Origin of the sequence: Streptomyces sp. A2-16, from assembly GCF_018128905.1 — a bacterium.
Lineage (GTDB): Bacteria > Actinomycetota > Actinomycetes > Streptomycetales > Streptomycetaceae > Streptomyces.
The window spans coordinates 4,670,270-4,693,783 of record NZ_CP063808.1 but is presented as its reverse complement, the minus strand read 5'-3'; the positions used below and the strand labels follow the sequence as shown (position 1 = coordinate 4,693,783).

The window sequence follows — 23,514 nt, the reverse complement described above, 5'->3', positions numbered from 1 at the left end:
GCGTTCACTCCCGCTTGGCGACGGTGACGGCGGCGGGCCGCAGCTGCCGCTCTGCGTCCCCGTAACCGGGTCGCAGCACCTGCACCACGCTGTTGGGATCGGCGTCGGGTTCCTGGACGATGCCGACCACCTCGTGCCGGGCCGGGTCGAACGGCACGCCGGTCTCGGCATGGCGCGGGTAGCCCAGGCGCTCCAGGACGTTCACGGCCTGGTCACGCACAGCCCGGACGCCTTCGACAATCGCACCGGGGTCGGCGGCCGCGTGGCTCAGGGCGAGCTCCAGGTTGTCGATGACGGGCAGGAAGGCCGCAGCCGTACGGGCGCGTTCGGCCGCGGTCTCCCGCTCCAGCTCCCTGGCGTGGCGTTTGCGCAGGTTGTCGAGGTCGGCCAGGGCGCGGCGCCAGCGGTCCTCGGCCTCGCGCAGCGCCGCCGCGTGCTCGTCGTCGGCTGCGGCGCTGCCGGTTGCGGCATCGGGCCCCGGCTCAGCCTGTCCGGTCGGCGGTCCGGGCCGCGCAGGATCCCCGCGCGGCGGCTGTACGGCGCCTTCCGGCGGCGCGTCGGGCTCTCGGCCCCGGGGTGGGATGGGCATGGCGAGCACCTCAGCCCTTGTCGAACTCGGCGTCGATCACATCGTCGTCGCCTCCGACGTCGCCCGGCGCGGCTCCGCCGGCACCGGATCCGTTCGGCGAGCCGGTGCCCGCCGGACCGCCTGCGGCGCCTCCCGCCTGGTGGGCCGCGAGCCCCGCGAAGACCTGCTGGAGTTCGGACGTCAGCGGCCGGGCCTTGTCCGCCCCGACCTCGTTCTTGACCGCCTCGCGGGCCTCGGTCACCAGCATCTCGGCGCGCGCCTTCTCGTGTGCGGGGGCGGCGTCGCCGAGCTCGCCGAGGCGCTTTTCGACCTGGTAGGCGATGGCGTCCAGTTCGTTGCGGGCGTCGACCGCCTCGCGCAGTGCCTGGTCCTCGCCCTGGTTGCGCTCGGCCTCCTGGACCATCCGCTCGACCTCGGTGCGGTCGAGGTTGGAGCTCTCGCTGATGGTGATCCCCTGCTCCTTGCCGGTGTCCTTGTCCCGCGCGGTGACGTTCAGGATGCCGTTGGCGTCGATGTCGAAGATGACCTCGACCTGGGGCTCGCCACGCGGCGCGGGGCGGATGTCGGTGAGCTGGAAGCGACCCAGGACCCGGTTGTCGGCGGCCCTCTCACGCTCGCCCTGCAGAACGACGACATCGACGGCGGGCTGGTTGTCCTCGGCGGTGGAGAAGGTCTCGGAGCGGCGCACCGGGATGGTGGTGTTCCGTTCGATGATCTTCGTCATCACGCCGCCGCGTGTCTCCACGCCCAGCGACAGCGGGGTGACGTCGAGCAGCAGGACGTCCTTGACCTCACCCTTGAGGACCCCCGCCTGGATCGCGGCGCCCATCGCCACGACCTCGTCGGGGTTGACGCTCATGTTGGGGTCCTTGCCGCCGGTCAGCCTCCGCACCAGGGCCTGGACGGCAGGGATGCGGGTGGAGCCGCCGACGAGGATGACCTCGTCGATGTCGTTGTCGCTGACCTTGGCGTCGTCCATGGCCTGGCGCACCGGGCCCAGGCAGCGCTCCACCAGGTCGCCGGTGATCTGCTCGAACGTGGATCGCATGATCGTCGTCGTCAGATGCTTGGGTCCGGAGGCGTCGGCTGTGATGAACGGCAGGCTGACCTGTGTCTGGGTCACCGAGCTGAGCTCCGTCTTGGCCTTCTCAGCGGCCTCGAACAGGCGTTGCAGGGCCTGTGGGTCCTGGCGCAGGTCGATGCCGTTGTCCTTCTGGAACCCGTCGGCGAGCTGGTCGACCAGCCGGCGGTCGAAGTCGTCGCCGCCCAGATGGCTGTCGCCCGCCGTGGACCGTACCTCCACCACGCCGTCGCCGACGTCGAGGATGCTGACGTCGAAGGTGCCGCCGCCCAGGTCGAAGACCAGCACCGTCTCGTGCACCTTCTTGTCCATGCCGTACGCGAGGGCGGCCGCCGTCGGCTCGTTGATGATCCGCAGCACCTCCAGGCCGGCGATCCGTCCGGCGTCCTTGGTGGCGGTGCGCTGGGCGTCGTTGAAGTAGGCGGGCACCGTGATGACCGCCTCCGTGACCCGCTCCCCCAGCTGCTTGGAGGCGTCGTCGGCGAGCTTGCGCAGCACCTGCGCGCTGATCTCCTCGGGCGCGTAGAGCTTGTCGCGCACCTTGAAGCGGGCGGCGCCGCCGTCTCCCTCGACCACGTCGTACGCGACGGCCTTGACCTCTTCGGAGATCTCGTCGTAGTGCCGGCCGATGAACCGCTTGGCCGAGTAGATGGTGCCCTTGGGGTTGAGGATCGCCTGCCGGCGGGCCAGCTGGCCCACCAGGCGCTCGCCGGTGTCGGTGAAGGCCACCACGGACGGTGTCGTGCGGTTGCCTTCGCTGTTGGGTACGACCGTCGGCTCGCCGCCCTCCCAGACGGCGATCACCGAGTTGGTCGTGCCCAGGTCGATGCCTACTGCCTTGGCCATGAGGAACTCCTTCCGCGACGGGCGGTCTCCGTTTCGTCCACGGAGTCGGGCCCGTCTTGCGCAATGGCTCAGGTGACGACGGGACCGCTCTGCGGGTGGCTGCTCTTCCCGGCCCCGCTCCTTGTGCCGGTGCCGGTCCCGCCGGGCAGCTCGGCCAGCAGCCGCACCGCCTCGTCGGCGACCGCGTCGTCGGCGACGACGTCGTACCGGCTGGGCTGCATGAAGCTCACCGAGGCGAAGTCCCGGCGGCCACGCTGGGCCGCGTGCACCAGCAGGCCGAACAGCGCGCCGACGAGTGCTCCGAAAACCAGCCCGTACAGGGCGAGGAGCAGCCCCGACACGACCGGGTCCAGCCAGTTCAGCAGTCCGAAGATCCATCCGATCAGTGCGCCGGGCAGGGCACCGCTCGCCGCGCCCTGCAGGGCGGCCCCGCCAAGTCCCATGCGGCCGGTCACCTGCTCGACCAGGCGCACGTCCTGGCCGATGATGGCCACCCTCTCGACCGGAAAGCCCTGATCGGAGAGGTGATCGACGGCGCGTTCCGCCTCCTGGTAGGTCGTGTACGAGGCGATGGTCCTGCGGGCCTGCTCGTTCATCAGCCAGTCCTTCCTGCAGCGGTCTCCGGTGCGCCGGCGATCGATGACGGGCCCAGCCTGGCAACAAAGCAGCACGCTCCGCCTGCACCCGGCAGGTCAGAAGTCGGCGCACTCAGTCGGTCCATGAGAGCAAGGAAAAATCCAGACAACTCGGATGGCCTTGCCCGGGCTGGGTACCCAGAGCTCGCCCAGGCGTGGATCCCGCGACTCGCTCGATCGCCTCCGATGACCGCAGAACGGAGTGATCTATGGCCTGCAGTCCGTCACAGAGGCTGTCCTCTCACGTTCCCGACCAGGAAACCCGCCACCCGGGCGCCACCGCGGGCCCTGAACGGCGCGACTCCCGTCCGCTCGCGGCGCTGGACCCACACGGGCTGCTGGCCCTGTCCCACACCCTGTTCACCTGCGCGGAACAGAGCGAGATCGTGCGGTTGGCCATGCGGCACGTCAGTGCCCTTGGCCCCTACCACGCCGAGGCCGGATACCTCGCGACGGGTGACGGTTTGTCCCGCGTCCCCGCCCACGTCGCGGGAGCGCCCACGGTCGACGACGCACAGATGTCGGAGCTGGGCGAGGCCGACGGCTCCGTATCCCTTCCGGAGCGGCCCTGGAACCGGGCGTTCGGCCTGCGCGGGGCCGGCGGCCTGCTGGGCTACATCGTGGTCTCCTCCCACTCCGGGCCCGATGAGCAGGGAGACTTCCTCCTCTCGACCCTCGTGCGACTCACATCGACGGCCCTGTCACTGGCGGCCACATGCGCCTCGCAGCACGAGAGCGCCGGCGAACTGAGCCGACTCCGCACCGAACGGGACACCGCGCTACGGGGCTTGGACGCCATGCGCTCAACACTGCACTGGCAGAGGACCGTGGACGAAGCCCTCGCCCGTGTCGCTGCCCGGGGCGGCGGCGAGCACGCCATCACGCAAGCGCTGTACGAGCTCACCGGGCTGTCGGCGCTCGTCGAGGACCGGTTCGGCAACCTGAGGTCCTGGGCCGGTCCCGACCGGCCCGACCTCTATCCGGTGCGGTCCTCGACCGACCAGGAGGAGATGCTGCGGCAGGTCGCGCACGAGGCGGGCCCGGTCAGAGTCAAGGACCGGCTGATCGCCCTGGCACGGCCGCGCGGCGACGTCCTCGGCGTACTCGCCATCGAGGACCCCGAGGCGACGGCGGACGAGCACACCATGTTCGCCTTGGATCACGCCCAGCGCTCGCTCGCCCAAGAGCTCATGCACATGCGCGAACTCACCGAGGTCGAAGTGCGGCTGCGCCGCCAGCTGATCGACGACCTTCTGGAGGGCACTGACGAGACGAGCGCCTACGCCCGCGCCGAAGCCGTCGGCCACGACCTGCAACGGACTCACTACGTGGTCGTCGTGCACTGGCCGGGCAATGGCGCGACCAGCTCCTTCACCCGTGCCGTCGAGCGGGCGACGGCCACCACGGCGACCCGGCCCCTGATCACCCGTCGCGGCGACCGAATGGTCCTGCTGACCGAAGCGACGCCTGACGACGATGCCGTGCACGCGGCGCTGGCCCATGAGCTGGGAACGCCCGACGGAGCGATCGGGGTGAGCACCCCCTGCGAATCCCCGGACGGCGTTCCCCGCTGCTATCAGGAGGCACTGCGGGCCCTGGAGGTGCGGCAGAACTCCCGCCAGCGCAGCGGGACGACGTTCTTCGAAGACCTCGGGCTGTACCGGATCCTGGGGCCCGGCAACGATCTCCGGGAGCTCGAAGACTTCGTGCAGGAGTGGCTGGGCCGGCTGATCGACTACGACGCAGAACACGACACGGAACTGGTGGAGACGCTCTCGTGCTACTTCGACTGCGGAGGCAACTACGACGATGCGGCCGCCGCGCTGACCGTCCACCGCAGCACCCTGCGCTACCGGCTGCAGCGCATCCGTGAGATCAGCGACCGCGACCTGGCGGACGTGGACACCCGGCTCAATCTCCAGGTGGCAACGCGCGTCTGGAAGATCATCCTGGGCGGGAGGCACTGACCGCGGCCACCCGGAGGACCGGCGCCGCAGGTCGGCCCGGCCTCCGGAGCCCGCCGCCTGGAACGGTGCGGTGCCGGCCGGTCACGGCCCGCTCGCACTTCTCCTCCGAACGTGACGAAGGGAGGCGAGGCGAGGCCGAAGGCGCGTATGCGCCCTACGGGCCGCGGAGAAGGGTTCGGGTCTCGTGGTCGATCTGCTGGGCCTCTCCGGTGGGTACGACCACGATCGGTATGTCCGCCCCCGGCCCGCTGACGATTGCCGGACGGCTCACGTCGTCGGGCGTGCGCAGGCCGCCGGTCAGGCCGAGGGCGGTGAGCCGGGTGCACACCTCTTCGCGGACCTCGGGCTGGTCTTCGCCGATCTCCCCGGTGAAGACCAGGGCGTCGAGCCGGTCGAGGGACGCGGCCATCGCAGCGATACCGCGGCGACAGTGATGAGAGAAGACGTCCAGGGCGAGAGCGGCGCGCTCGTCGCCCGCTGCCCGGCTGCGGACAAGGTCGCGAGTGTCGTCGGAGGTGCCGGAGAGGCCGAGCAGACCGGAATGGTGATTCAGTACGTCCTCGATGTCGTCCGCGGACAGACGGTGCCGCGTCTGCAGCCAGGTCAGGGCGCCGGGGTCCACGCTTCCGCTGCGGTGGCTCATCACCAACCCCTCCAGCGGTGTGAAGCCCATGGTGGTGTCGACGCTGGTCCCGTTGCGCACCGCACAGGCGGAGCAGCCGCCGCCGAGGTGGGCGATCACCACGTGGAGCTGCTGGGGGCGCTGACCGAGCAGCTCTGCCGCCCGGCCGAGTGCCCAGGCGTAGGACAGCCCGTGGAAGCCGTAGCGGCGCATCCCGTACTCCTCACGCCAGGTGGCGGGCACCGCATACTCGCGGGCGGCGGCGGGCAGGCCGGCGTGGAAGACGGTGTCGAAGCAGGCTGCGTGCGGGACGTCGGGTAGCAGCTTCCGGGCGGTGTCCAGGACAGTGAGGGCCGGCCGGACGTGCAGCGGTGCCAGGTCGGCCACATTACCGAGAGCGGCCCGGACCTCGTCGTCGACCAGGACGTGGCTCCGCAGTCCGGATCCGCCGTGGACGATGCGGTGACCCACGGCAGTGGGCGATGGCGCTCGGGCCAGCAGCTGTCGCAGAAGGCCGGACACCTCTTCGCCGGGTGCGGAGGCGCTGTGATGTTCGGCCAGGACCTGCCCGTCGTCACCGAACACGGTCAGCCTCAGGCTGGACGAGCCAGAGTCGGCCACCAGGACCGGGCCGATGTTTCCTGCCGACACGGTGCTCCTTCCCCGCGGTCCAGGACCGCGTCGCACGGCTGTGCCCGCAACGGCTCGGCGTCTGTTCCGAGGCAGCCGGGTACCCGCCTGGCCTCGTGGAGAAACTGGGGCTCGCGGGATGAGCTCGGCGCGCCGGGACGGTGCGGCGTTCCGGCGGGCGGCCGACTGGGTGGCCGCATCAGGGCTTTTCCTGCGCGGCGCTCAACACGTTTGTCCGTGAGCGGGAGACCGATGGGCTGTTGGTGCCCGGTGCCGGCGACGGCGCACACGCCAACCTCTGCCTGGAGAGCAGCCACGAGGAGCACGACCCCGCGCGTGGGGATGATGCGGCGGGTGCGGGCCGCGGCCAGATGGTGAGAGCGGCCCGGCAAGTCGGGCGGCGTACGCCGCAGCCCTGACGGACGGTCACGCAGGCACCACCGGTGGCGTTCGGAGACCGGCCGGACAACTCTCGCTGCAGACTGGATTCTGACGGATATTCACCCATGGCAGGTACATGACGGACAGGGATTGCAGGGCATACCATCGCAACGCCCCGCAGGGGCGGTCGACGGTGCGTCCAGCCCCCACCGGACAACCCATGCCGCTCCTTCGCATCCCCGGCCCGCCCGGGCCGGATTCCCCCCACGGATGAAGGAGCACCAATGCCTCTCGGCACTTGGCTCAAGGCAGGCACTTCCGCCACAGCGCTCGTCCTCGCCATGGCGGGCGCCGCAACCGCCGCTCCCGCGGGCGAATCGTCCGCCGCGCAGGCCGCAGCGGTGACCCTTCGCTACGACGACAGCCGCGCCACAGGCTGGGAGGCCGCGATCGCGGCCGGAGTCGCCTCGTGGAACGCCAACGTGAGCAACGTCCATCTGGTGGAAGCGACGCCAGGAACCGCGGCCGAGATCGTGATCGTCGCCACCACAGGCTGGCCGCAGGCCACGCTCGGTCCCGTACGTCCCGGCCGCCAGGTCCGCGTCGAGCTCGGCAGTCAGGCCGTGGACCAGGGCTACAACAAGACCCGGATCGCCGCTCACGAGCTGGGGCACAGCCTCGGCCTGCCGGACACCAAGCCCGGCCCCTGCTCACAGCTGATGTCAGGCTCGAGTGCCGGAACGGCCTGCACCAACGCCACACCGAACGCCACCGAGCGCTCCCGCGTACAGTCCGCCTACGCAAGCGGAATCGCCGCGTTTGCGCCCGCTGACGAACGGATTCTCATCGACGCGCCCTGACCACACGCCATCAAGCGGACGTGCTTCCCGGGGATCCAGACGAGATCCCCGGGACGTGGTGAGCAGCCCTTGGCTGGCATCGGTGCTGAGGCCGATGGAGAAGCAGCCGACCGAAGTCCGTGCGGCCCGAGGGGCCCCTCAGACTGCCAACAGCGCCGCCAGGGCGCGGTCCATTGCAGCGTTGAACTCTTCCGGCGTCAGCGGCAGACGGGACTTGACGTCCCGACTCCACTGGTCGGCGAGGACCTCGGCGGAGCCCGCCTCAACACCGTCGAGCGCCGCGTCGGCCAGGTCCGACGGAGCGATCTTGTCCACGGGCCAGCCCGCCGCCATGTCGGTGTCGGCCAGGCCCAGGTGTACCGCTGTGACGAGCGTGCCCTGCTCGGCGAGCTCCAGGCGGACGCCGTTGGTCATGGCCCAAGCGGCGGCCTTGGTCAGGTGGTAGGCATTGGCGCCCTTGCCCCCGAACCACGACATGGCGGAGAGGACGTTGACGATCGCGCCCCCGCCGTTCCTGGCGAGCGCCGGCGCGAACTCCCGGATCATTCCCAGGTGGCCGAACATGTTGGTCTCCAGCTCGTGCCGCACCGCGTCCAGCGAACCAGTCACCAGGTCGGTCCCCGTACTGATTCCCGCGTTGTTGATGAGCAGCGAGACGTCCGGGGCGGCCTCGGCGGCGGCCCTCACGGATGCGGGATCGGTGATGTCGAGGGGCAGCACCTCGACTCCGGGCAGGTCCACGGTCTCCGGTCGGCGGGCCGTAGCGTAGACCGTGCGGGCGCCCCGTTCGAGCAGGCGCTGGGCGAAGGCGCGGCCCAGGCCGCGGTTGGCTCCGGTGACAAGGGCGACGGAGTTGCTGATATCCATGGCCGGAACGCTAGAACCTGACGCTGGCGTCAGAGGCAAGTGCTGGTCGTCAGGGCCAGGGGTGAGAGGAATCACCATGACCGGGCGGACTGGTGCGAGCACCTCCGTGAGGTCGGTCATGAACGCGTCGATTGTCTCTTCGCCATACCCCATGGCCAGCAGCGTCGGCACGAACGGCACCAGAGCGTCCGCGATCACCACGTCGTCGCCGCTGGCCAGAACCGAGTCAACGAACTCGGCAGATGCCGTGATCAACGTCCTCAGGCCGACGGTGCCGGTCGTCTTGAAAGCCTCAGCCACCGCGGCGAACTGCGGCCTGGTCAAGATCTCTTCCTCGCGGAAGTGGTCCACCCGCAGTCCTGCATCGGTCAGCCACCGAGACAAGCCGGCACACAACGTCGACTTGCCCACTCCGGGAGATGCTCCCCACACGGCGATCAGAACGGTCATGGCTGCCGAGCCTAGAAACGGCAGCCATCACTGCCAACCCCGCTGCATCTCCGCCCGCCTCTCCCGCCGTCGCCGGACTCGGCGCCGACCGGGCGAGCGGCGACCACGACCTGGGCGCGGCCAACAAGCTCGGCGCGTGCTGGGCACCCGCGTCCAGCTCCAGCCCGATCTTGATCATGCGCGAAGTTCGGCCCGGGCCCCACCCGGCCCGGGCTGCGGCCAACAGGCGGCCAGCGAAGTCGAGATCGAAGTCGTTGCCTGCCCAGCGGAGCTATCGCCAAGACTTGTGGATGAGTCATCAGAACCAGGTGATCGTGCCCTTCAGGAGGCGGCCAAGGTTCAGCCTGCTTCGTTCCGGCGAACCTGTGTGAGGTAGCGACAAAATTTCACGGGTTCCATCTGGTGGAGACGGCGAAGAGGGTGAGTCGTGCCTTATCTCGCCGCGCTGTTGACGTAGTCGATCGCGGTGGCGACGTCCTCGGCGACATGGGTGGGCTGGTTGGAGTCCTGGGCCCACGGCTGCCCGTTCGACACCCAGATGCTTCGAAGCCCGAGCGCGTTGGCGCCAGCGATGTCGGCGTGCGGGGAATCGCCGATGACCCATGCGCCGGTGAGGGGCACTCCGACGGTGTCCGCGGCAGCGTGGAAGATCTCCGGTTCGGGCTTCTTGCGGCCGACCTCCTCGGAGATCACCCAGCCCTGGACGAGCTGGTCGAGTCCGGTGCGGCGGATCTTCGCTTCCTGCTGGGCCGTGCGGCCGTTGGTGACGATCACGCAGGTCCAACCGCCTGCCTGAGCCTTGTCCAGGGCTTCGCGGGAGGAATCCGTCAACACAACGCGATCGGCGGCGCCACGGTCAAGCAGGTCATGGATGGCCGTGGCAGGCACGTTGCCCCCGTAGCGGTCGGTCATGGCCGCGGCGACCTCTGGGCGGGCGGTATAGCCGCTGGCATCGGCAGCCATCACCCACGTCAGGTCCGTATCGGGCAGGCGATGCTCAGTGAGGAATGCGGTGACGGCGTCACGGAAGGCCGCGTCGCGGTCGACCAGGGTGTTGTCGAGGTCCAGCATCAACAACGGCATGATTGACAGTAGATCACGAGCGATGAGCTCGGGACAGGCTGGTTTCCCGTCCAGGGTCGACGTGCTCGGTGAGGTAGATCAGGGTGGCCTGCGGGTCCATGCCGAAGGCCGCGGCGACAAGCTTGGGGTCCACGGTGTTCACCAGGTCGAGGAGGCGGATGCTGCGGATCGCTCGGGATGAGGATCCGTAGTCGTCAAGGACACGGGAGAGGAAGGCAGTTGAGGCTGAACTCCGCGCGGCCTTCGTTCCTTGGGTGACCATGACGTGCGGATTGGCCGTCGGCCACGGTGGATCCCTCGCGATCACCGCGGTCCGCTCGCCGCGGGCGAACCGCCCGCCCGCCTCATACCGGATCCGCTCACGAAACTGTCGTCGCTCGGCGGCCGGCCCGCCGCCCTGCGCGTACCGCATACCACCGGCCTACCGCAGGGATCAGCACCCGACAACAACCCGAAGAGATCAGTAACCAACTCCTGGAGCTCTCTGTCCGTGGCGACGGGGACGGCCCGTGCATCCCTGACAAATGTCATGGGCGAATCGTGGACCAGCTCACTGCCGGGCAGCCGGATGCCGGAACGACCATCGCCGTATGACAACAACCACGAGCTCGACCCACCAGGCTCTCCGTCCGGCCAAACGCCTCATCGGCTGGTATCTGGCCCTCAGCACCGCGACCCTCGTCGGCGTCGTCCTGCTGCGCCACGACGCGTCCGTCGTCGACGACGCAGTGTGGACCCGCACCGTGATCGTCGCCGCGAGTGCGATGCTCACGTATCTCTTCGCGGCCCGCGCTGCCCGGGGTTCGCGCGGCGCCTTCCGGCGGCTGCGCATCGTCACCGCCGTGATGACCGTGGCCATCGCCGTCATCACGGTGTTGCCCGGGGTGTTCCCTGTCTGGCTGCGTGTCGAGCAATTCGTGTGCGGTCTGCTGCTGCTCGCCGTCCTGATCGTCGTCAACGGCCGTGACGTACGCGCCCTGTTCCGGAACTCGTGACACCGTCCCAGGTCGGCAGCGGTGTTAGCGTGCCCGCCATGGACTCGTACGCCGCGGCGGCGACGAACCGCGATCCGCAGCGCTGGTCACAGGGCTGGCGCCGAATGGGGCTCGCCGCCGGCATGCTCGCCTACCCCGCGGCCACCGCGGTCGGTGTCGCCCAGTACACGAGCGGCGCGGTGGCGGTCGCCGGATACGGTGTGGTGGCCGCATTCTCCGTCTGCTACGTGCTGGCGGCGATCGCCTTCGGATCCGGTGCGCGGCGCAGCGTCCAGCTGTCCCTCGCGGCACTGACCGCGCTCTTTCTCGCCGCGCTGCCGTTCGCCCGGGAGTTCGCCTTCTTCCTGTGCGCGGTGGTCGTTTCCTTTGCCGTGCTCAACTGGCGCCAGTACGCCGCGGTGATCATCGCGGTCGGGACCGCCGGCGCGATCACCGTGCCGTGGGCGGTGCGGCCCTGGCACAGTGGGCCCGGCTGGCTGGAAGCCGTGGCGCTCGTGTTCACTGCCCTGACCGTGTACGCCTTCGGGGAGATCACCCGATCGAACCGAGCCCTGCTCGAGACGCGTGCCGAAGTCGCCCGGCTCGCCCAGCAGGCCGAACGCGACCGTATCGCCCGCGACCTGCACGACCTGCTCGGGCACTCGCTCACCGTCATCACCGTCAAGAGCGGCCTTGCCCGCAAGCTGGCGGCAGCCGGGGCGGAGCGTGCCGTCGACGAGATCACCGAGGTCGAGCAGCTGTCCCGGCAGGTCCTCGCGGACGTACGCGCCGCGGTGTCCGGCTACCGCGAGGTGACACTCACCGGTGAACTGGCCCGCGGACGTGAGCTGTTGCGCGCCGCCGGAGTCACGGCAGACCTGCCGCCGTCAACGGAGACCGTCGCCCCGGAGCACCAGGAACTGCTCGGCTGGGCCGTACGGGAGGGCCTGACCAACGTCGTCCGGCACGCGCGGGCGAGCCGCTGCAGCGTCGAACTGTCGCGGGCCTGCGTGGAGATCCGCGACGACGGCCTGGGCGGAGCCGCCGCCCCGGGCAATGGGCTGAACGGGCTGCGCGAGCGGGTCACCGCGGTCGGCGGCACAGTGGACGCGGGGCCCGCGCGGCCGCGGGGCTGGTGCCTGCGGGTGACGCTGCCCGAGCGGGATCACGACAACGCCGGGGAGAACGCCTCATGACGACCCAGACGATCCGGCTGCTGCTCGCCGACGACCAGGACCTGATCCGCGGGGCACTGTCCGCGCTGCTCGACATCGAGGACGACTTCGAAGTCGTCGCCGCCGTCGACCGCGGCGACAAGGTCCTCGATGCGGCGCGCGCACACCGGCCCGACGTCGCACTCCTCGACGTCGAGATGCCGGGCCTCGACGGGATCGCCGCGGCAGCACAGCTGACGGCACAGTTGCCCGCGTGCCGCGTCGTCATCCTCACCACCTTCGGCCGGCCCGGGTATCTGCGCCGGGCCATGGCCTCCGGGGCCGTCGGCTTCGTGGTCAAGGACGCACCGCCGGAGGCGCTCGCCGACGCGATCCGCCGGGTGGTACGAGGCGAACGCGTCGTCGATCCCGAACTCGCCGCAGCCACCCTGACGGCCGGCGACTCGCCGTTCACCGCACGGGAACGGGACGTCCTCGACGCAGTCCGCGGCGGCGGGTCCGTGGCGGACATCGCCGCGGCACTGTTCCTCTCCGAGGGGACCGTGCGCAACTACCTCTCGGCGGTGATCGCGAAGACAGGCACGCGCAATCGCATGGAGGCACTGCGGGTGGCCGACGAACGGGGCTGGCTGTAGGACGGGCGGGCGCGCGATGGCGGATGAGGACAGCCAGGAGCCCCGTCCTCGGCGGTGATGCCGAGTGAGGGCACGTCGCGCTGCGGCTGGCCGACGGCAACAACTGCGGCCTGCGCTGGACCGGGAAGTCCTGCAACAACTTGCAACCGAAGGCTGGCGCTGTAGCTTGCGTCGGGCCAACGAGCTGGGGCAGCAGCAGGGGTGCAGGACGTCCCTCACAGGACTGCGATCTGCTGATCCCCAGCAACAAATCGGCTGCGGCAACGTTACGCGGCCAGATAACGTGACGACGTGCGTTGATCTTCAGTGCGGCGGTGTTGCAGCCGCCGCGGACGGTGCGGCCATACCCCGTCGGCGTGACGGAGAGCGATCCGGCATGTTCAGCCCTGCGCCCTCACTGGAGAACACCACATGACCCCCAAGTCCCGCCTCACCTATGAGACGTTCCTCGCCCGTGCCACTGCCGACACCCGCGTCGTCGGGCTCGTGCTGAAGGGCTCCCATGCCCATGTCGGCATGGCCACCGAGCACTCCGACCACGATGTCTACGTGATCCTCGGCGGAAGCGCAGACGCAGACCTCGCGAGTCTTGACGGCTACCGCTCCGCGGAGCTCGACCTCGTCGTCACCACAGTCGACGCCTTCCGCCACCTCGGAGGCTACGAGCGTTACGCCCTCGCCCGAGCCCGTGTTCTCCTTGACCGGCTCGACGGCGAGATCACAGACATCGTCGCCCGCAAGGGGCGGCTCGGCGCCGACGAGGCGTTCCGAGGAGCGGCCGACTGGCTGGACGCCTACGCCAACTCCCTCTATCGATCCATCAAGAACGCCCGCGACGGCCACCTGCTCGCCGCCCGTCTCGACGCGGCCGACAGTATCCGCGCCCTGCTGGAGTTCCTGTTCGCACTCGACCGCCGTCCGCGCCCGTACAACAAGTACCTGGAGTGGGAACTGGAGAGGTTCCCCCTGCCGAAGTGCGAAACGGGAGCATTGCTCGACCGAATCGGGCGGATCATGGAGACAGGAGACCCAAGCCTGCAGCGCCAGCTGTTCGTTCGGGTCGAAAGCACGGCACGAGAAGCTGGCCACGGACCCACACTCGATGCCTGGGGCGAGGATCTGCTGCTGATGCGCCCCGTCGTCGGCGACCAATTGTGAGGACGCCCGGGCCATGACTTTCAGCCCTGATTGCCATCACGCTGAGGCCGGCGACGGCCTGGACCTTCTCGCCGACCGTGACGGGGTGCTCGACCCGCTGGCCGAGGCGTTCGACGGCTCGCAGCGGGCCGGCCGCCTGACAGGCAGTGCATGACTGGGGTGGCAGGAGGCGGCCTCCAGCACGGAACCGCGCACGTGCTGGAGGCCGACGCCGAACAAACCCGCAGTCACCCGGTGGCCGGTGTCTTCCTCGTCCACTGGCTCGGTTGGGCGCTCGTGCGCCGCCCCCCCCCTTCGGATCGTCGTAAGTCCGGCATGCCGGTCCCTCATGGGGACCCGATTCGGTTGAACAGGCGGCTGCCGGGACTCGGCCGGTTCACAGCAGGCCGGGCTGCTGCCATTCGGTGCCCAGGACGTGGTGGTCCAGGAAGTTGAGGAACGTCTCGTACCACACACGCGTGTGGTTCGGCTTCAGGATCCAGTGGTTCTCGTCCGGGAAGTAGAGGTACTTCGCGGGGACTTCGTGCCGCTGCAGTTCCTGGAAGAGCGCCGCGCCCTGCCCGACGGGCACGCGGTAGTCCTTGGAGCCGTGGATGACCAGCATCGGGGTGCGGATCTTCGCGACGTCCAGGTGCGGTGAGTCGGCCTCGTACCGCTCGGGGCGGGTCAGCGGGTCGCCGAAGATCCGCTGGAAGTACCAGGGCACGTCGGTGTCGCCCTGGAACATCCGCAGGTCCCACAGACCTGCATGGCTGATGATCGCCTTGAACCGGTCCGTGCTGGTGGCGACCCGGTTCGCCATATAGCCGCCGTACGAACCGCCGGCGAGCGCCGTACGTGAGGCATCGATGTCGTCCCGGGCCTCGGTCGCGTCGGTCAGCGCGATCACATCCGTGTAGGGGCGCCCGCCCCACTGCCCCCAGCCTCGCCGGTGATTGATCTGCCCGTAGCCGGTCGACAGGGCCGGATCCGGCAGCAGCACCGCATAGCCGCGCGCGGCGAACGGCCACGGGTTCCACCGCCAGGTCCAGCCGTTCCAGCTGGACTGCGGTCCGCCGTGGACGGCGACGAGCAGCGGAGCGGGCCGCTCGGCGGACGCGCCCTCGGGCAGTACGAGCCAGCCGCGCAGCACGAACCCGTCGTCCGCCTCCGCGTGCACCTCGGTGAGTGTGCCGGGCAGTTCCCCAACGCCACCCGGGGCCGGCAGCACGGCCGGAGTCTGGTCGACGGCGCCGGCGTCGATCCGGACGGGCGTCGGCGGCGCGTCGACCGCGTGGCGCAGGGCGTACAGCGTCCGCCCGTCAGGGGCCACGGTCAGCGAGCCGTACGCACCCGAGGCGGTCAGGCGTGTGACGCCACCGTCCGGATCGCGCCGGAAGACAGGCGCGTGCCCCTGCTCGTCGGCCGTGAAGAAGAGCGTGTCGTCCACCGGTGAACAGGCCACGCCACCAGGCCAGTTGTCGAACCCGGGCAGCAGGTCCTGCACCGAGCCGTCGGTCAGATCGATCCGGACGAGCGTCGCTTCCCAGGGGTCGTCGTACGTCGGGTAGCGCATCCGGCAGCACACGACGGCCGAGCCGTCGTGAGTGAACCGCGGCGCCTCGTAGAGGTGTTCCAGATCGCCGACGTCGTGGATCTCCTCGCCGCTGACCGCGTCGGCCACCACCACGGCGGTGCGATGCTCGTCCGGGACCCGGCCGGGCATGAACCGGCGGTACGCGACCCGTGTCCCGTCCGGCGACAACGCCGCGTCCCCCGGATCCTCCAGACCGATGCCCTGCCCGCCGACGACGACCGGCTCCGCATCAGCGCCGGCACGGACGAAGGTGTGCGGCTCCGCCGGCCCGAGGTCGTGGTCCCAGGCGCGGGTCGGCCCGGACTCGTACAGGATCGCGGTGACCTTCGCGTCCTTTCGCGCCGCGCGCAGCTTGCCGTGCGCCTCGGCGTCGGCGGCTCCCGGCAGCAGCCCCGCGGTGTGGCACACGGCGCCGGAGTCCCGGGCGACGGTGACCGCGGCGATCCCGCCCGGGTGCCGGGCCACGACGACGGCCTCCCCGCGCGGCGGCAGCGCCCACAGCGCGGCGCCCTCGTCATCGTCGCCGTCCGCGGCGGGGCGCCCGGACAGGAAGTACAGCGTCCCGTCCGGACCGAACACCGGCCCCGACTCACCCTTGTCGGACCGGGTCAGCCGCAGCGCGTCGCGCTCCCCGGTCGGATCGATCTCCCACAGCCCGGACACGAACCGTGTCCCGTCCCCGGACAGCGACTGCACGGCGGCGACTAGACGAGTGCCATCGACGGACAAGGCAAGGGAGTTGACGCGGGGGAAAGCGACAAGGGCGGACAGGTCGCGAAAGGTGGACGGGCCACCGGAAGACTCGGTCATGCAGGCGATTGTCACCCGCGCGCGACACGGACGGCCAGGGAGCATGACATGGAGCGCCCGTCCGACAGCAGCCCTTTCGGCACGGCCGCACATCCATGGATGTGACGCCGTTGGTGGTGGACAACTGGCCCTTGGCAGCCGTGACCGTGCGAGCACCCGCCTGCCGTGAGCGTCAGCGCCGTCGACGGCCTCAAGGCAACCATCATTTCGACGAGCATCGAAAACATGGCGGCGGACGTGCCTGCGCACGAACGATGTTGTGGACAGCGGATTGATCAACCGTTGAAGCACTTGCGGTGGAGCACTTGGTGGAGGTGTTGGGTTGACAGCCACGCACAACGCGGCGAGAGACGCATTGATCACGACCGTGGCCTTGGGAATGAGCACCCTCGCGCCCACGGCGGGGCCGTCCGCCGCTGCGACTGGGTTCGCCCACAGCGACTTCAGCGCGCAGGCGAAGGAGCCGGGGTCTGACCGGCGTACGGGCGCATGCTGTTCAAAGGCGCATGGACTCCCATCTGAACGAGACAGCATGTGAGCCTGCTGCAACTACCGCAACCCGGCGGGAACGTCGACAACGCCCTCAGCACGTCGTGGACTTGGGGCGGCAGCGGATGCTTCAACGGCGAGATCCGGGCCGTTCTCGCGCGACCTCGTCGCCCGTCGAAACCCCGACAGTGCACCTTCCTCACGCGAGCGGCTGAAGCAGACGACACCCGACTTGCCATTGCCAGATGCGTTTCAGCGCATCTCCCTTCGGCTCTCATCGGCCGAACACAGCCGTGCCAACCGAGCACGATTCATGTGAATCCAATCAACCCTGGAGGAATCATCATGACTCACGCACCTGCCCACGAGACGCAGGCCCGCACCGACAACCGGTCAGCCGAGGAGGACCTCGACCTCGTCATCGGCGAACTGGAGCAGCAGGTCCCGGACCGCACCAAGGCCGTGAGCAGCACCTGTATCGGCTGGTACTGCGTCTGATCTGACCCCGGCCAGGAAACCCCAACGGAGAACACATGGTGCCGCTCCGCGACATGCGGAGCGGCACCGCAGGGGAGGCAGACGATCATGACCGAGGTTCTGTGGGAGGCGGCAGCACCTGCCGGTTCGGATGACGCAGACCCCAATCGCTCCGCCGCCGCAGGGAAGGTCCTCCGGGCCCTACGGGCCGGCTCCACCGGCCGTTTGTTCCCCTCGGTGATGCGGCCCACCGAAGACGGTCTGCTCGCACACGAGCGATTCCTGGCGGGAGACGATGATGCGGCCGTCCTGGCAGCAGCCTTCGCCACACCCCGATTCGCGCCACTCACGGAACTGCTCGACGCCCTCGACGCCTGGTGTCAGCGCGCCTCGAAGCGGTATCACGACTTGCTCGCTCCCGGTCTGCTCGAGGTGACCGACAGCGGTCTCTTCGGGCCGCTGGTGACCGAGGCCTTCACTGCCTGCGCCGCGGGCATCCGCTATGAGGCCGACGAGCAGCGCCTCCGCTGGACGGCATTCCTGGACCAGTTCCTGCAGCGCCTTGCGCAGGATGTCACCGGTCCCTGGTTCGATCAGCCTTCGCTGCGACTGCCCGTGACGGGCATCGAAGCGCAAAGCGGGGAGACACACAACGGGCGCCGCAGGATCCTGCGCGTCAGCATGAGCGGAGGCGGCGCCGTCGCCTACAAGCCCCGCCCGCCGGGCGGCGAGCTGCTGTTCCTGGCCTCCGACGACTCGGTGTTCGCCTTCCTCAACTCACTGCCACCGGTGACGGGACCGGTCGACCTGCCCGTCCTTCGCTGCACGACGGGCAGCGGCCCCGATCGGCTGGAGTACACCTGGCAGGAGTGGCTGGAGCCGCCACCTGCGCAGTCGGGGCTGATTCGCTCGGCACCCGGAAGACGACTCGTCGGGACCAAACTCGGGCGCCGCCAGGCGGAACGCTACTGGCATCGAGCCGGGTCCCTCGCCGCAGCGGCGTTCCGGTTCGGCATCGCCGACCTGGGCGAGGGCAATGTCCTGTCCGGGACACGGCCGGGACAACAGGAACCGCTCCACTACCCCGTCGACCTGGAGATCTTCTTCGGCCCGATCGCACGCCTCTACGACACCGGGCTCATCGCCGATCCCGAAGCCGGCGACCACCACCACCCGGGACTCGAGGACCAGGCCCGCTGGTGCACCGTGGACGGTCCCGTCGCTCACTTCACCGAAACCACGGGCGGCGGCCTGCGGCTGACTCGGCGCAGCCGGCCCTGTGTGCGCGCCCGGACCCGCACGGTCGTCGCCGATACCCAGGGCCGCACCGGATACGGGCCGTATCTCTCCTCCTTTCTGCGGGGCATGTTCGACGCCTGGACCCTCATGTGCCGCCATCATGAGGCGATCCGTGCCTTCCTGGCACGCGCCGGACACGACCGTTACGTCCGGGTCCTGCTCAGACCGACAGCGGCATACACCCAGGTGCTCGCCGACCGGCTCACCGGGACGGGGCCGGGACTCACCCCGACACCCGATGCCGTACCGGGGACAACGCCGGAGACCGGTACGGACATGCGCCATACCGTGTTCAGCCCGGACGAGACCGCGCAAATGGATGTTCTGGACGTCCCCTACTTCTTACGCTCCGTCTCCGGTGGCCCACTGCTGAGCGTCGGACCGCCGCACAAGACCGTACCGGCGCCCGAAGACTCGCAGTGGGCCCCCGCGAGTGCCTTCATCGAGGACCGGGGTCGCGATCTGGCCGGCCTCGGTGTGGCGCTGCGAGACGCGGTGGAATACGCGTACGACCGTGTGGAGCCGTGCGCGCTGAACGCAGACGGGGTAGGTGTCCGCCTGCTCGACCGGCGCACCGGACAGGTGGGGTTCGACTGGCCGCAGGCCCGACGCCGGGTCGTCTACAGCTGGACCCGGAACACGGTCAGGATCCGCACCGATCCCCTCGTCCGTCCCCTCCACGCGGCCGATGTCCGGCGCCGCCTGCTCGCGGTCGACCGGACGGACGCGGCCTTGCGCAGCCGTTGGGCCGCCTCCGGCTTCGACGATGAGCAGACCGGAGAGAGGCTGCAGGCCCTGACCGCCGCGGCCATGCGCTGGCTGCAAGACGTAGTGCACCTGCACGGTTGGCCTGGAAGCGCTCTGGTCGGCCCGGCCGCCGCGGCTGCGGCCTGCCGACTCGTTCAGCACGCCGAGGGACCGCGGGACTTCCAGCACGAATGCCTGCGGCTCATCGAACAGGCCGCGTGCGACGGCGATCTGCCCTGGCGGCAGGTGGCCTACGTGACCGACGCGCTGCGCATCCGAGATGGCCGACCACAGCTGTACGGGACCAAGTTCCGCTTGCAGGAAGGAAAACTGGAGCCGTGCCCCATCGAGCAACCAGACCGGGTGGACGCACTCCGGCGCAGCCTGAGGATGGAACCACTCGCCCGATACGCCAGCCGCTTGCGCAGCCGATTCGAGCCGCAAGTCCAGTGAGCGAGTCCAGTTGGGATCTGTTCGCCACTCGCCACTGGGAGCAGAAGGCCGGGGTGACGGCCGCACCGGGCGGCCAGGGCACCGTCGACGCCCAACGCGCCTACGCGGCGATGGTCCAGGCGGCCAGGCCGTTCCGCGCCGGAACCCGATTCCGGGCCCTGCCCGACGTTCGCTTCCTCATCGATGACGGTCGGATCCGGGCACCGGGCGAGTTGCTGCCCGGTCCGCACGACACCAGTCCTCAGCAGTACGCCGAACGGCTCGACAAGGAGCTGCAGAGCCCGGGCCGACTGCTCGTGGTGGAGCAACCGCTCATGCTCGACCACGTCCTGTGGGGACAAGTACGCTCCCTGGTCGTTCCCTTGTGGGAGCGGGTCGGATACCCCGTGGTGCCGGTTGTCACGGAACTCCTTCTCGGCGAGCGGATCACGCAGTGCAGAGGCCTTGCCACGGAACCGCTGTATTCCACGTTGACCTGGGTCCTGCACGGCACCGTGACCGCCACCCCCCAGGACGCCCCGGCTCAGGCCGCCCTCACCGCCGAACCCGGTGATGTGCTGCACTGGCCGGCAGGCCGGCCGCACCAAGTGCGCTTCGGGCCAAGGACCTTGGCACTGCGCCTGCTGGTTCCCCGTGACCCCCGCCTGCTCACCGCGGCGGTCAAGGACGCCGTGGCCAAAATCGTGCACGAACAAGAGAGCCCGGGCTACGTCCCTTACCTGCCCTTCCCTCCGAGCGAAGCCCCCACGCCCCCTGATGTGCCCGAACTGGCCCGCATGGCACGGCTGTTGCACGAGACGACCGAGGGCGATCAGCTCGACCAAGCTCTCAAGGCGGCATGGGCGCGACGAGTCAGCGCGGCCGCGCTGGAACCTGCCCCGGACACCCGGCCCTCTGTCCCTCTCAAGCCGGGCGACCGGTTGCGGGCGGCCTCCCCGGTGGTCCGCATGCCCCTCGACGACGGCCGCACCTGGCTCTGGGCCGTTGACGGTCACGCCTTTTCCGTGCGGGGCACTCTGGGCGAACGCGTCCTGGAGCAGCTGCACCAGGGCGAAACCCCCGCCGTCCAGCAGCTGAGCACCCTGGCCGGCCCGGGCCGTGAGATATCGGTGATTGCACTGCTGGAGAAGCTGTACACGCTGCGCGGCGTGGACCTGGACCGACGGGAGAACACAGTATGAACGGGTCCGTGCCCGTGGAGACCACGTTCTCCTGGAGCACCTTCGTGCAAAAGTACTGGGACCGGTCCCCCGTGCTGTTCCGTTCCCCGTCCCTGTCCCCCGCGCCCTTCGAGGACGGCGACGTATTCCGTGCTGCCGTGCACGGCAGCCGGTCCGCGCGCCTGGACGGGCACATGCCGTCCCATGCGCAGTTCACGGTCGAGCGCAGGCAGCGGGACGTCGCGGACGATCTGCTGCCTGCCGCCGAGGACGGCTCCTTCGATGTGTACGACTCCCGTCTCGCCACCCGCCTCGACGGCCGTCGGCACGCTCTCGTGATCAACAGCTTCCACACCTTCGACCCCGCTCTGTGGTCGCGCGAGCGGACCTTCTTCGCGGGCCTGTGGGACATCGTCGGCCTGCCTCTGACGGGTGCCATCACCACCCTGTTCCACGGCACTTACGAGCACAGCCCCGTCGGGGTCCACAAGGACCGTTTCGCCACGTTCATGTTCGGTCTCCGTGGCCGCAAGCGCATGCGGTTCTGGTCGCACAGGCCGTGGGACGAGCCCGTTTCCACCAAAGTCGACTACGCCGACCACAGGAGCGAGTCATTCGCCGCCGAGATCGGCCCCGGCGACGTGCTGTACTGGCCGGCCGACTACTACCACGTAGGGGAGAGCGCTACGACGGCCCCCGCAACGAGCGTCAACGTCGGCGTGCCCCGGCACGACCACCATGTCGGCTACGAGTTGGAGACCCTGATCGCCGACATCGACCCGGACCGTCTCACCGGTGGCAGCAGCCTGGACACCCTGCTCCCCTGCCACGACGCCCCCGTCGCCGCGCCGGGGCCCCGCGCCGACGGTCTTCTGTCGGCCGCGCTCCCCGAAGGACTCAGCGCGCCGGTGAGGACTCTGCATGCCTTCGCCCAACCGGACCGGATGGCCGACCGAGTCACCACCGTCTCACTGCGCCGCTGGACAGCAGGGGGGTTCGAACCCGCTCCCGCTCCCGTCTCACCGCCTCCACTCGCTGACACCGACCTCCTGCGCGCCGATCCCCATGCGCAGATCCTCTGGGCCAGGGACAGCAAGGGCAGCACTCTGTGCGCGGCAAACGGTCACCACACCACGACACCGCTCAAGAACAGCGACATGCTTCAGCTCACTGAGGCCCTCACCTCGACGCGCCCAGCAGAAGTGGCTGCACTTCTGGAAGCCGTCTCCCCCGGCCTCCAGCGCGGCGCGGCACGCACCCTCTTGCAGCAGCTGGAGAGCTTCGGAGCAGTCCGGCGCCATTCCTGAGGTGGCCCCGGCACCATTCACGTCAGCCATGGGTGAGCATCACCCGTCAGTGCCAATGACCAGGTCGCTGAGGTTGCGCCACTGACCATCAGATGACGAGGTCCACTTGGCCCTCTCCCGCAGACCAGCACGCCGTCACAGCGTCCATCTGAAGCCTGTCGGCGCCAGGGCACCCTCCACGCTTCGGCTCGGCCGGCCTGTCAGACGAAGGGGTGTCTCTGCTCCAGCAGGGCGATACCCAGTGACGTGACGGTGTGGAGGACCGCCTTGCCTTCTTGTCGGGTGGTGACCAGGTGGGCATTGCGCAGCACCGTCGCATGGTGGCTCACGGTGGCCGGCGAGATGTGCAGACGGCGGGCCAGTTCCGTGGTGCCGCATCCGCCGACGGCCGCCCTCAGCACAGCGGCTCTGGTGCGTCCCAGCAGGTCATCGAGGGACTGAGCGGTGGACTCGCCAATGCCCTCCCACAGCGCGGTGTTGAGTGATGTTCCACTGAGGGTGGGGACGGCCAGCGTGGGTGCTCGGGCCGGGTCCAGTGGCGGATTCAGAAGTTCGATCTGCGGTGTGGAGAACATCGTCGGCGCGATGACGAGACCTCGCCCGCTCAAGTGGATGTCCGCATCGTGCGGGTGAACCACTTCGAGCACGGGTGGCCGCCAGCGGGCCCTCGGACCGCAGAGTGTGGTGAAGAGTTGTTCCACCCCGCCGTTGGCAATCGTGCCCACGTAGGCGGCTCGGACCTCGCTCAGATGAGAGCGCACCCTGCTCCAGAACGGGGCGACAGTGACCCTGTGGCAGGCTCTGAGCGCCGTGGCCACCTGGCGTCGAGCCTCACGGTCACCGTCCATCAGGTTCCGCGCCCAGGACCGGTGCGAAGGGCGGAAGTCGATGTTCTCCAGCTCAAGGCGCATCAGAGCTCGGGGCGCCGCCATGAAGTTGTCTACCGCCTCGTCGATGGATGCCGTGTCTCCCATCAGGCTCATCGCGTCGAGCAGCGGACCGCGCGCGGGCAGCAATGCGGCAAGCGGGCCGGCCTGATTGCCCAGCCGTCCACGCACCGATACCTGCCAGCGGCAGAAGGCGCGACTGGCGTCGCGATACCTCAACAGCCTCACACTGTCGCACGTCTCCGCCGCCACGCCGATCGTTGTGGCGACGCGGGTCCGCGCCAGGTCCTCAGCCGTGAAGTGAATCCGCTTCACTGGGCGCCGCACATTCAAGCCTTTCCTTCGTCACACTTGCA

The 23,514-nt window shown here is 69.6% G+C and carries 20 protein-coding genes; 11 read left to right on the top strand and 9 right to left on the bottom strand.

The window, feature by feature from the left end:
- Positions 1 to 4: 4 nt before the first annotated feature.
- From IOD14_RS21065 to IOD14_RS21055, 3 genes are all read right to left on the bottom strand, one after another.
- Positions 5 to 589 (bottom strand): nucleotide exchange factor GrpE, encoded by a 585-nt coding sequence (locus IOD14_RS21065; protein WP_212671131.1) that lies wholly within the window; start codon positions 587 to 589, stop codon positions 5 to 7.
- A 10-nt stretch (positions 590 to 599) separates the two neighbouring features.
- Positions 600 to 2,516, bottom strand: a complete 1,917-nt coding sequence (gene dnaK / locus IOD14_RS21060; protein ID WP_123993037.1) for a molecular chaperone DnaK — start codon at positions 2,514 to 2,516, stop codon at positions 600 to 602.
- A gap of 68 nt (positions 2,517 to 2,584) precedes the next feature.
- Positions 2,585 to 3,112: a general stress protein gene (locus IOD14_RS21055; RefSeq protein ID WP_212671130.1), complete on the bottom strand. Its 528-nt coding sequence runs from the start codon at positions 3,110 to 3,112 to the stop codon at positions 2,585 to 2,587.
- A gap of 248 nt (positions 3,113 to 3,360) precedes the next feature.
- Here IOD14_RS21055 and IOD14_RS21050 point away from each other — a divergent pair, with 248 nt between their 5' ends.
- Positions 3,361 to 5,118: a helix-turn-helix domain-containing protein gene (locus tag IOD14_RS21050; RefSeq protein WP_212671129.1), complete on the top strand. Its 1,758-nt coding sequence runs from the start codon at positions 3,361 to 3,363 to the stop codon at positions 5,116 to 5,118.
- Positions 5,119 to 5,272: 154 nt separating this feature from the next.
- Here the strand turns inward: IOD14_RS21050 and IOD14_RS21045 are convergent, their stop codons facing one another.
- Positions 5,273 to 6,391: an acetate/propionate family kinase gene (locus IOD14_RS21045; protein WP_212671128.1), complete on the bottom strand. Its 1,119-nt coding sequence runs from the start codon at positions 6,389 to 6,391 to the stop codon at positions 5,273 to 5,275.
- A 644-nt stretch (positions 6,392 to 7,035) separates the two neighbouring features.
- On the opposite strand from IOD14_RS21045, the gene IOD14_RS21040 reads away from it, so the two are divergent.
- Positions 7,036 to 7,611, top strand: coding sequence for a snapalysin family zinc-dependent metalloprotease (locus IOD14_RS21040; RefSeq protein ID WP_212671127.1), 576 nt, complete (start codon positions 7,036 to 7,038; stop codon positions 7,609 to 7,611).
- A gap of 138 nt (positions 7,612 to 7,749) precedes the next feature.
- Here the strand turns inward: IOD14_RS21040 and IOD14_RS21035 are convergent, their stop codons facing one another.
- The 3 genes from IOD14_RS21035 to IOD14_RS21025 all read right to left on the bottom strand — a co-directional run bounded on the left by IOD14_RS21035 (position 7,750) and on the right by IOD14_RS21025 (position 10,423).
- Entirely contained in the window at positions 7,750 to 8,478 is a 729-nt protein-coding gene (locus IOD14_RS21035; protein WP_212673344.1) for an SDR family oxidoreductase, read from the bottom strand.
- Between the two features lie 882 nt (positions 8,479 to 9,360).
- On the bottom strand, positions 9,361 to 10,011 hold the full coding sequence (locus IOD14_RS21030; protein ID WP_212671126.1) for an HAD family hydrolase: 651 nt from the start codon (positions 10,009 to 10,011) through the stop codon (positions 9,361 to 9,363).
- A 13-nt stretch (positions 10,012 to 10,024) separates the two neighbouring features.
- Positions 10,025 to 10,423, bottom strand: a complete 399-nt coding sequence (locus tag IOD14_RS21025; protein WP_212671125.1) for a hypothetical protein — start codon at positions 10,421 to 10,423, stop codon at positions 10,025 to 10,027.
- A 178-nt stretch (positions 10,424 to 10,601) separates the two neighbouring features.
- Between IOD14_RS21025 and IOD14_RS21020 the strand changes: the two genes are divergently transcribed.
- The 5 genes from IOD14_RS21020 to IOD14_RS21000 all read left to right on the top strand — a co-directional run bounded on the left by IOD14_RS21020 (position 10,602) and on the right by IOD14_RS21000 (position 14,107).
- Positions 10,602 to 11,006, top strand: a complete 405-nt coding sequence (locus IOD14_RS21020) for a hypothetical protein (protein ID WP_212671124.1) — start codon at positions 10,602 to 10,604, stop codon at positions 11,004 to 11,006.
- 38 nt (positions 11,007 to 11,044) lie between these two features.
- Positions 11,045 to 12,181 (top strand): sensor histidine kinase, encoded by a 1,137-nt coding sequence (locus tag IOD14_RS21015; RefSeq protein WP_212671123.1) that lies wholly within the window; start codon positions 11,045 to 11,047, stop codon positions 12,179 to 12,181.
- Positions 12,178 to 12,795, top strand: coding sequence for a response regulator transcription factor (locus IOD14_RS21010; RefSeq protein ID WP_212671122.1), 618 nt, complete (start codon positions 12,178 to 12,180; stop codon positions 12,793 to 12,795). The genes IOD14_RS21015 and IOD14_RS21010 overlap by 4 nt, the downstream gene beginning before the upstream one ends.
- Positions 12,796 to 13,206: 411 nt before the next feature.
- Complete coding sequence (locus tag IOD14_RS21005; protein WP_212671121.1) at positions 13,207 to 13,953, top strand: hypothetical protein; 747 nt, start codon at positions 13,207 to 13,209, stop codon at positions 13,951 to 13,953.
- Positions 13,954 to 13,966: 13 nt separating this feature from the next.
- Positions 13,967 to 14,107 carry a hypothetical protein gene (locus tag IOD14_RS21000; RefSeq protein ID WP_212671120.1) on the top strand — a complete coding sequence of 47 codons (141 nt, stop codon included), beginning with the start codon at positions 13,967 to 13,969 and terminating at the stop codon, positions 14,105 to 14,107.
- Positions 14,108 to 14,329: 222 nt separating this feature from the next.
- On the opposite strand, the gene IOD14_RS20995 is transcribed toward IOD14_RS21000, so the two are convergent.
- A complete protein-coding gene (locus IOD14_RS20995) occupies positions 14,330 to 16,339 on the bottom strand; it encodes a S9 family peptidase (protein WP_212671119.1) in 2,010 nt (669 codons plus the stop codon).
- Between the two features lie 834 nt (positions 16,340 to 17,173).
- Between IOD14_RS20995 and IOD14_RS20990 the strand changes: the two genes are divergently transcribed.
- The 4 genes from IOD14_RS20990 (at position 17,174) to IOD14_RS20975 (ending at position 22,271) form a co-directional block, all read left to right on the top strand.
- A complete protein-coding gene (locus tag IOD14_RS20990) occupies positions 17,174 to 17,326 on the top strand; it encodes a hypothetical protein (RefSeq protein WP_174269347.1) in 153 nt (50 codons plus the stop codon).
- Positions 17,327 to 17,413: 87 nt separating this feature from the next.
- Positions 17,414 to 19,804 carry a DUF4135 domain-containing protein gene (locus IOD14_RS20985; RefSeq protein WP_212671118.1) on the top strand — a complete coding sequence of 797 codons (2,391 nt, stop codon included), beginning with the start codon at positions 17,414 to 17,416 and terminating at the stop codon, positions 19,802 to 19,804.
- Entirely contained in the window at positions 19,801 to 20,985 is a 1,185-nt protein-coding gene (locus IOD14_RS20980; protein WP_249126003.1) for a hypothetical protein, read from the top strand. The genes IOD14_RS20985 and IOD14_RS20980 overlap by 4 nt, the downstream gene beginning before the upstream one ends.
- Entirely contained in the window at positions 20,982 to 22,271 is a 1,290-nt protein-coding gene (locus IOD14_RS20975; RefSeq protein WP_212671117.1) for a cupin domain-containing protein, read from the top strand. Before IOD14_RS20980 ends, IOD14_RS20975 begins: the two co-directional genes overlap by 4 nt.
- A 200-nt stretch (positions 22,272 to 22,471) precedes the next feature.
- Here IOD14_RS20975 and IOD14_RS20970 read toward each other — a convergent pair whose 3' ends face one another.
- Positions 22,472 to 23,473, bottom strand: a complete 1,002-nt coding sequence (locus tag IOD14_RS20970) for a winged helix-turn-helix domain-containing protein (protein WP_212671116.1) — start codon at positions 23,471 to 23,473, stop codon at positions 22,472 to 22,474.
- Between the last annotated feature and the right edge of the window lie 41 nt (positions 23,474 to 23,514).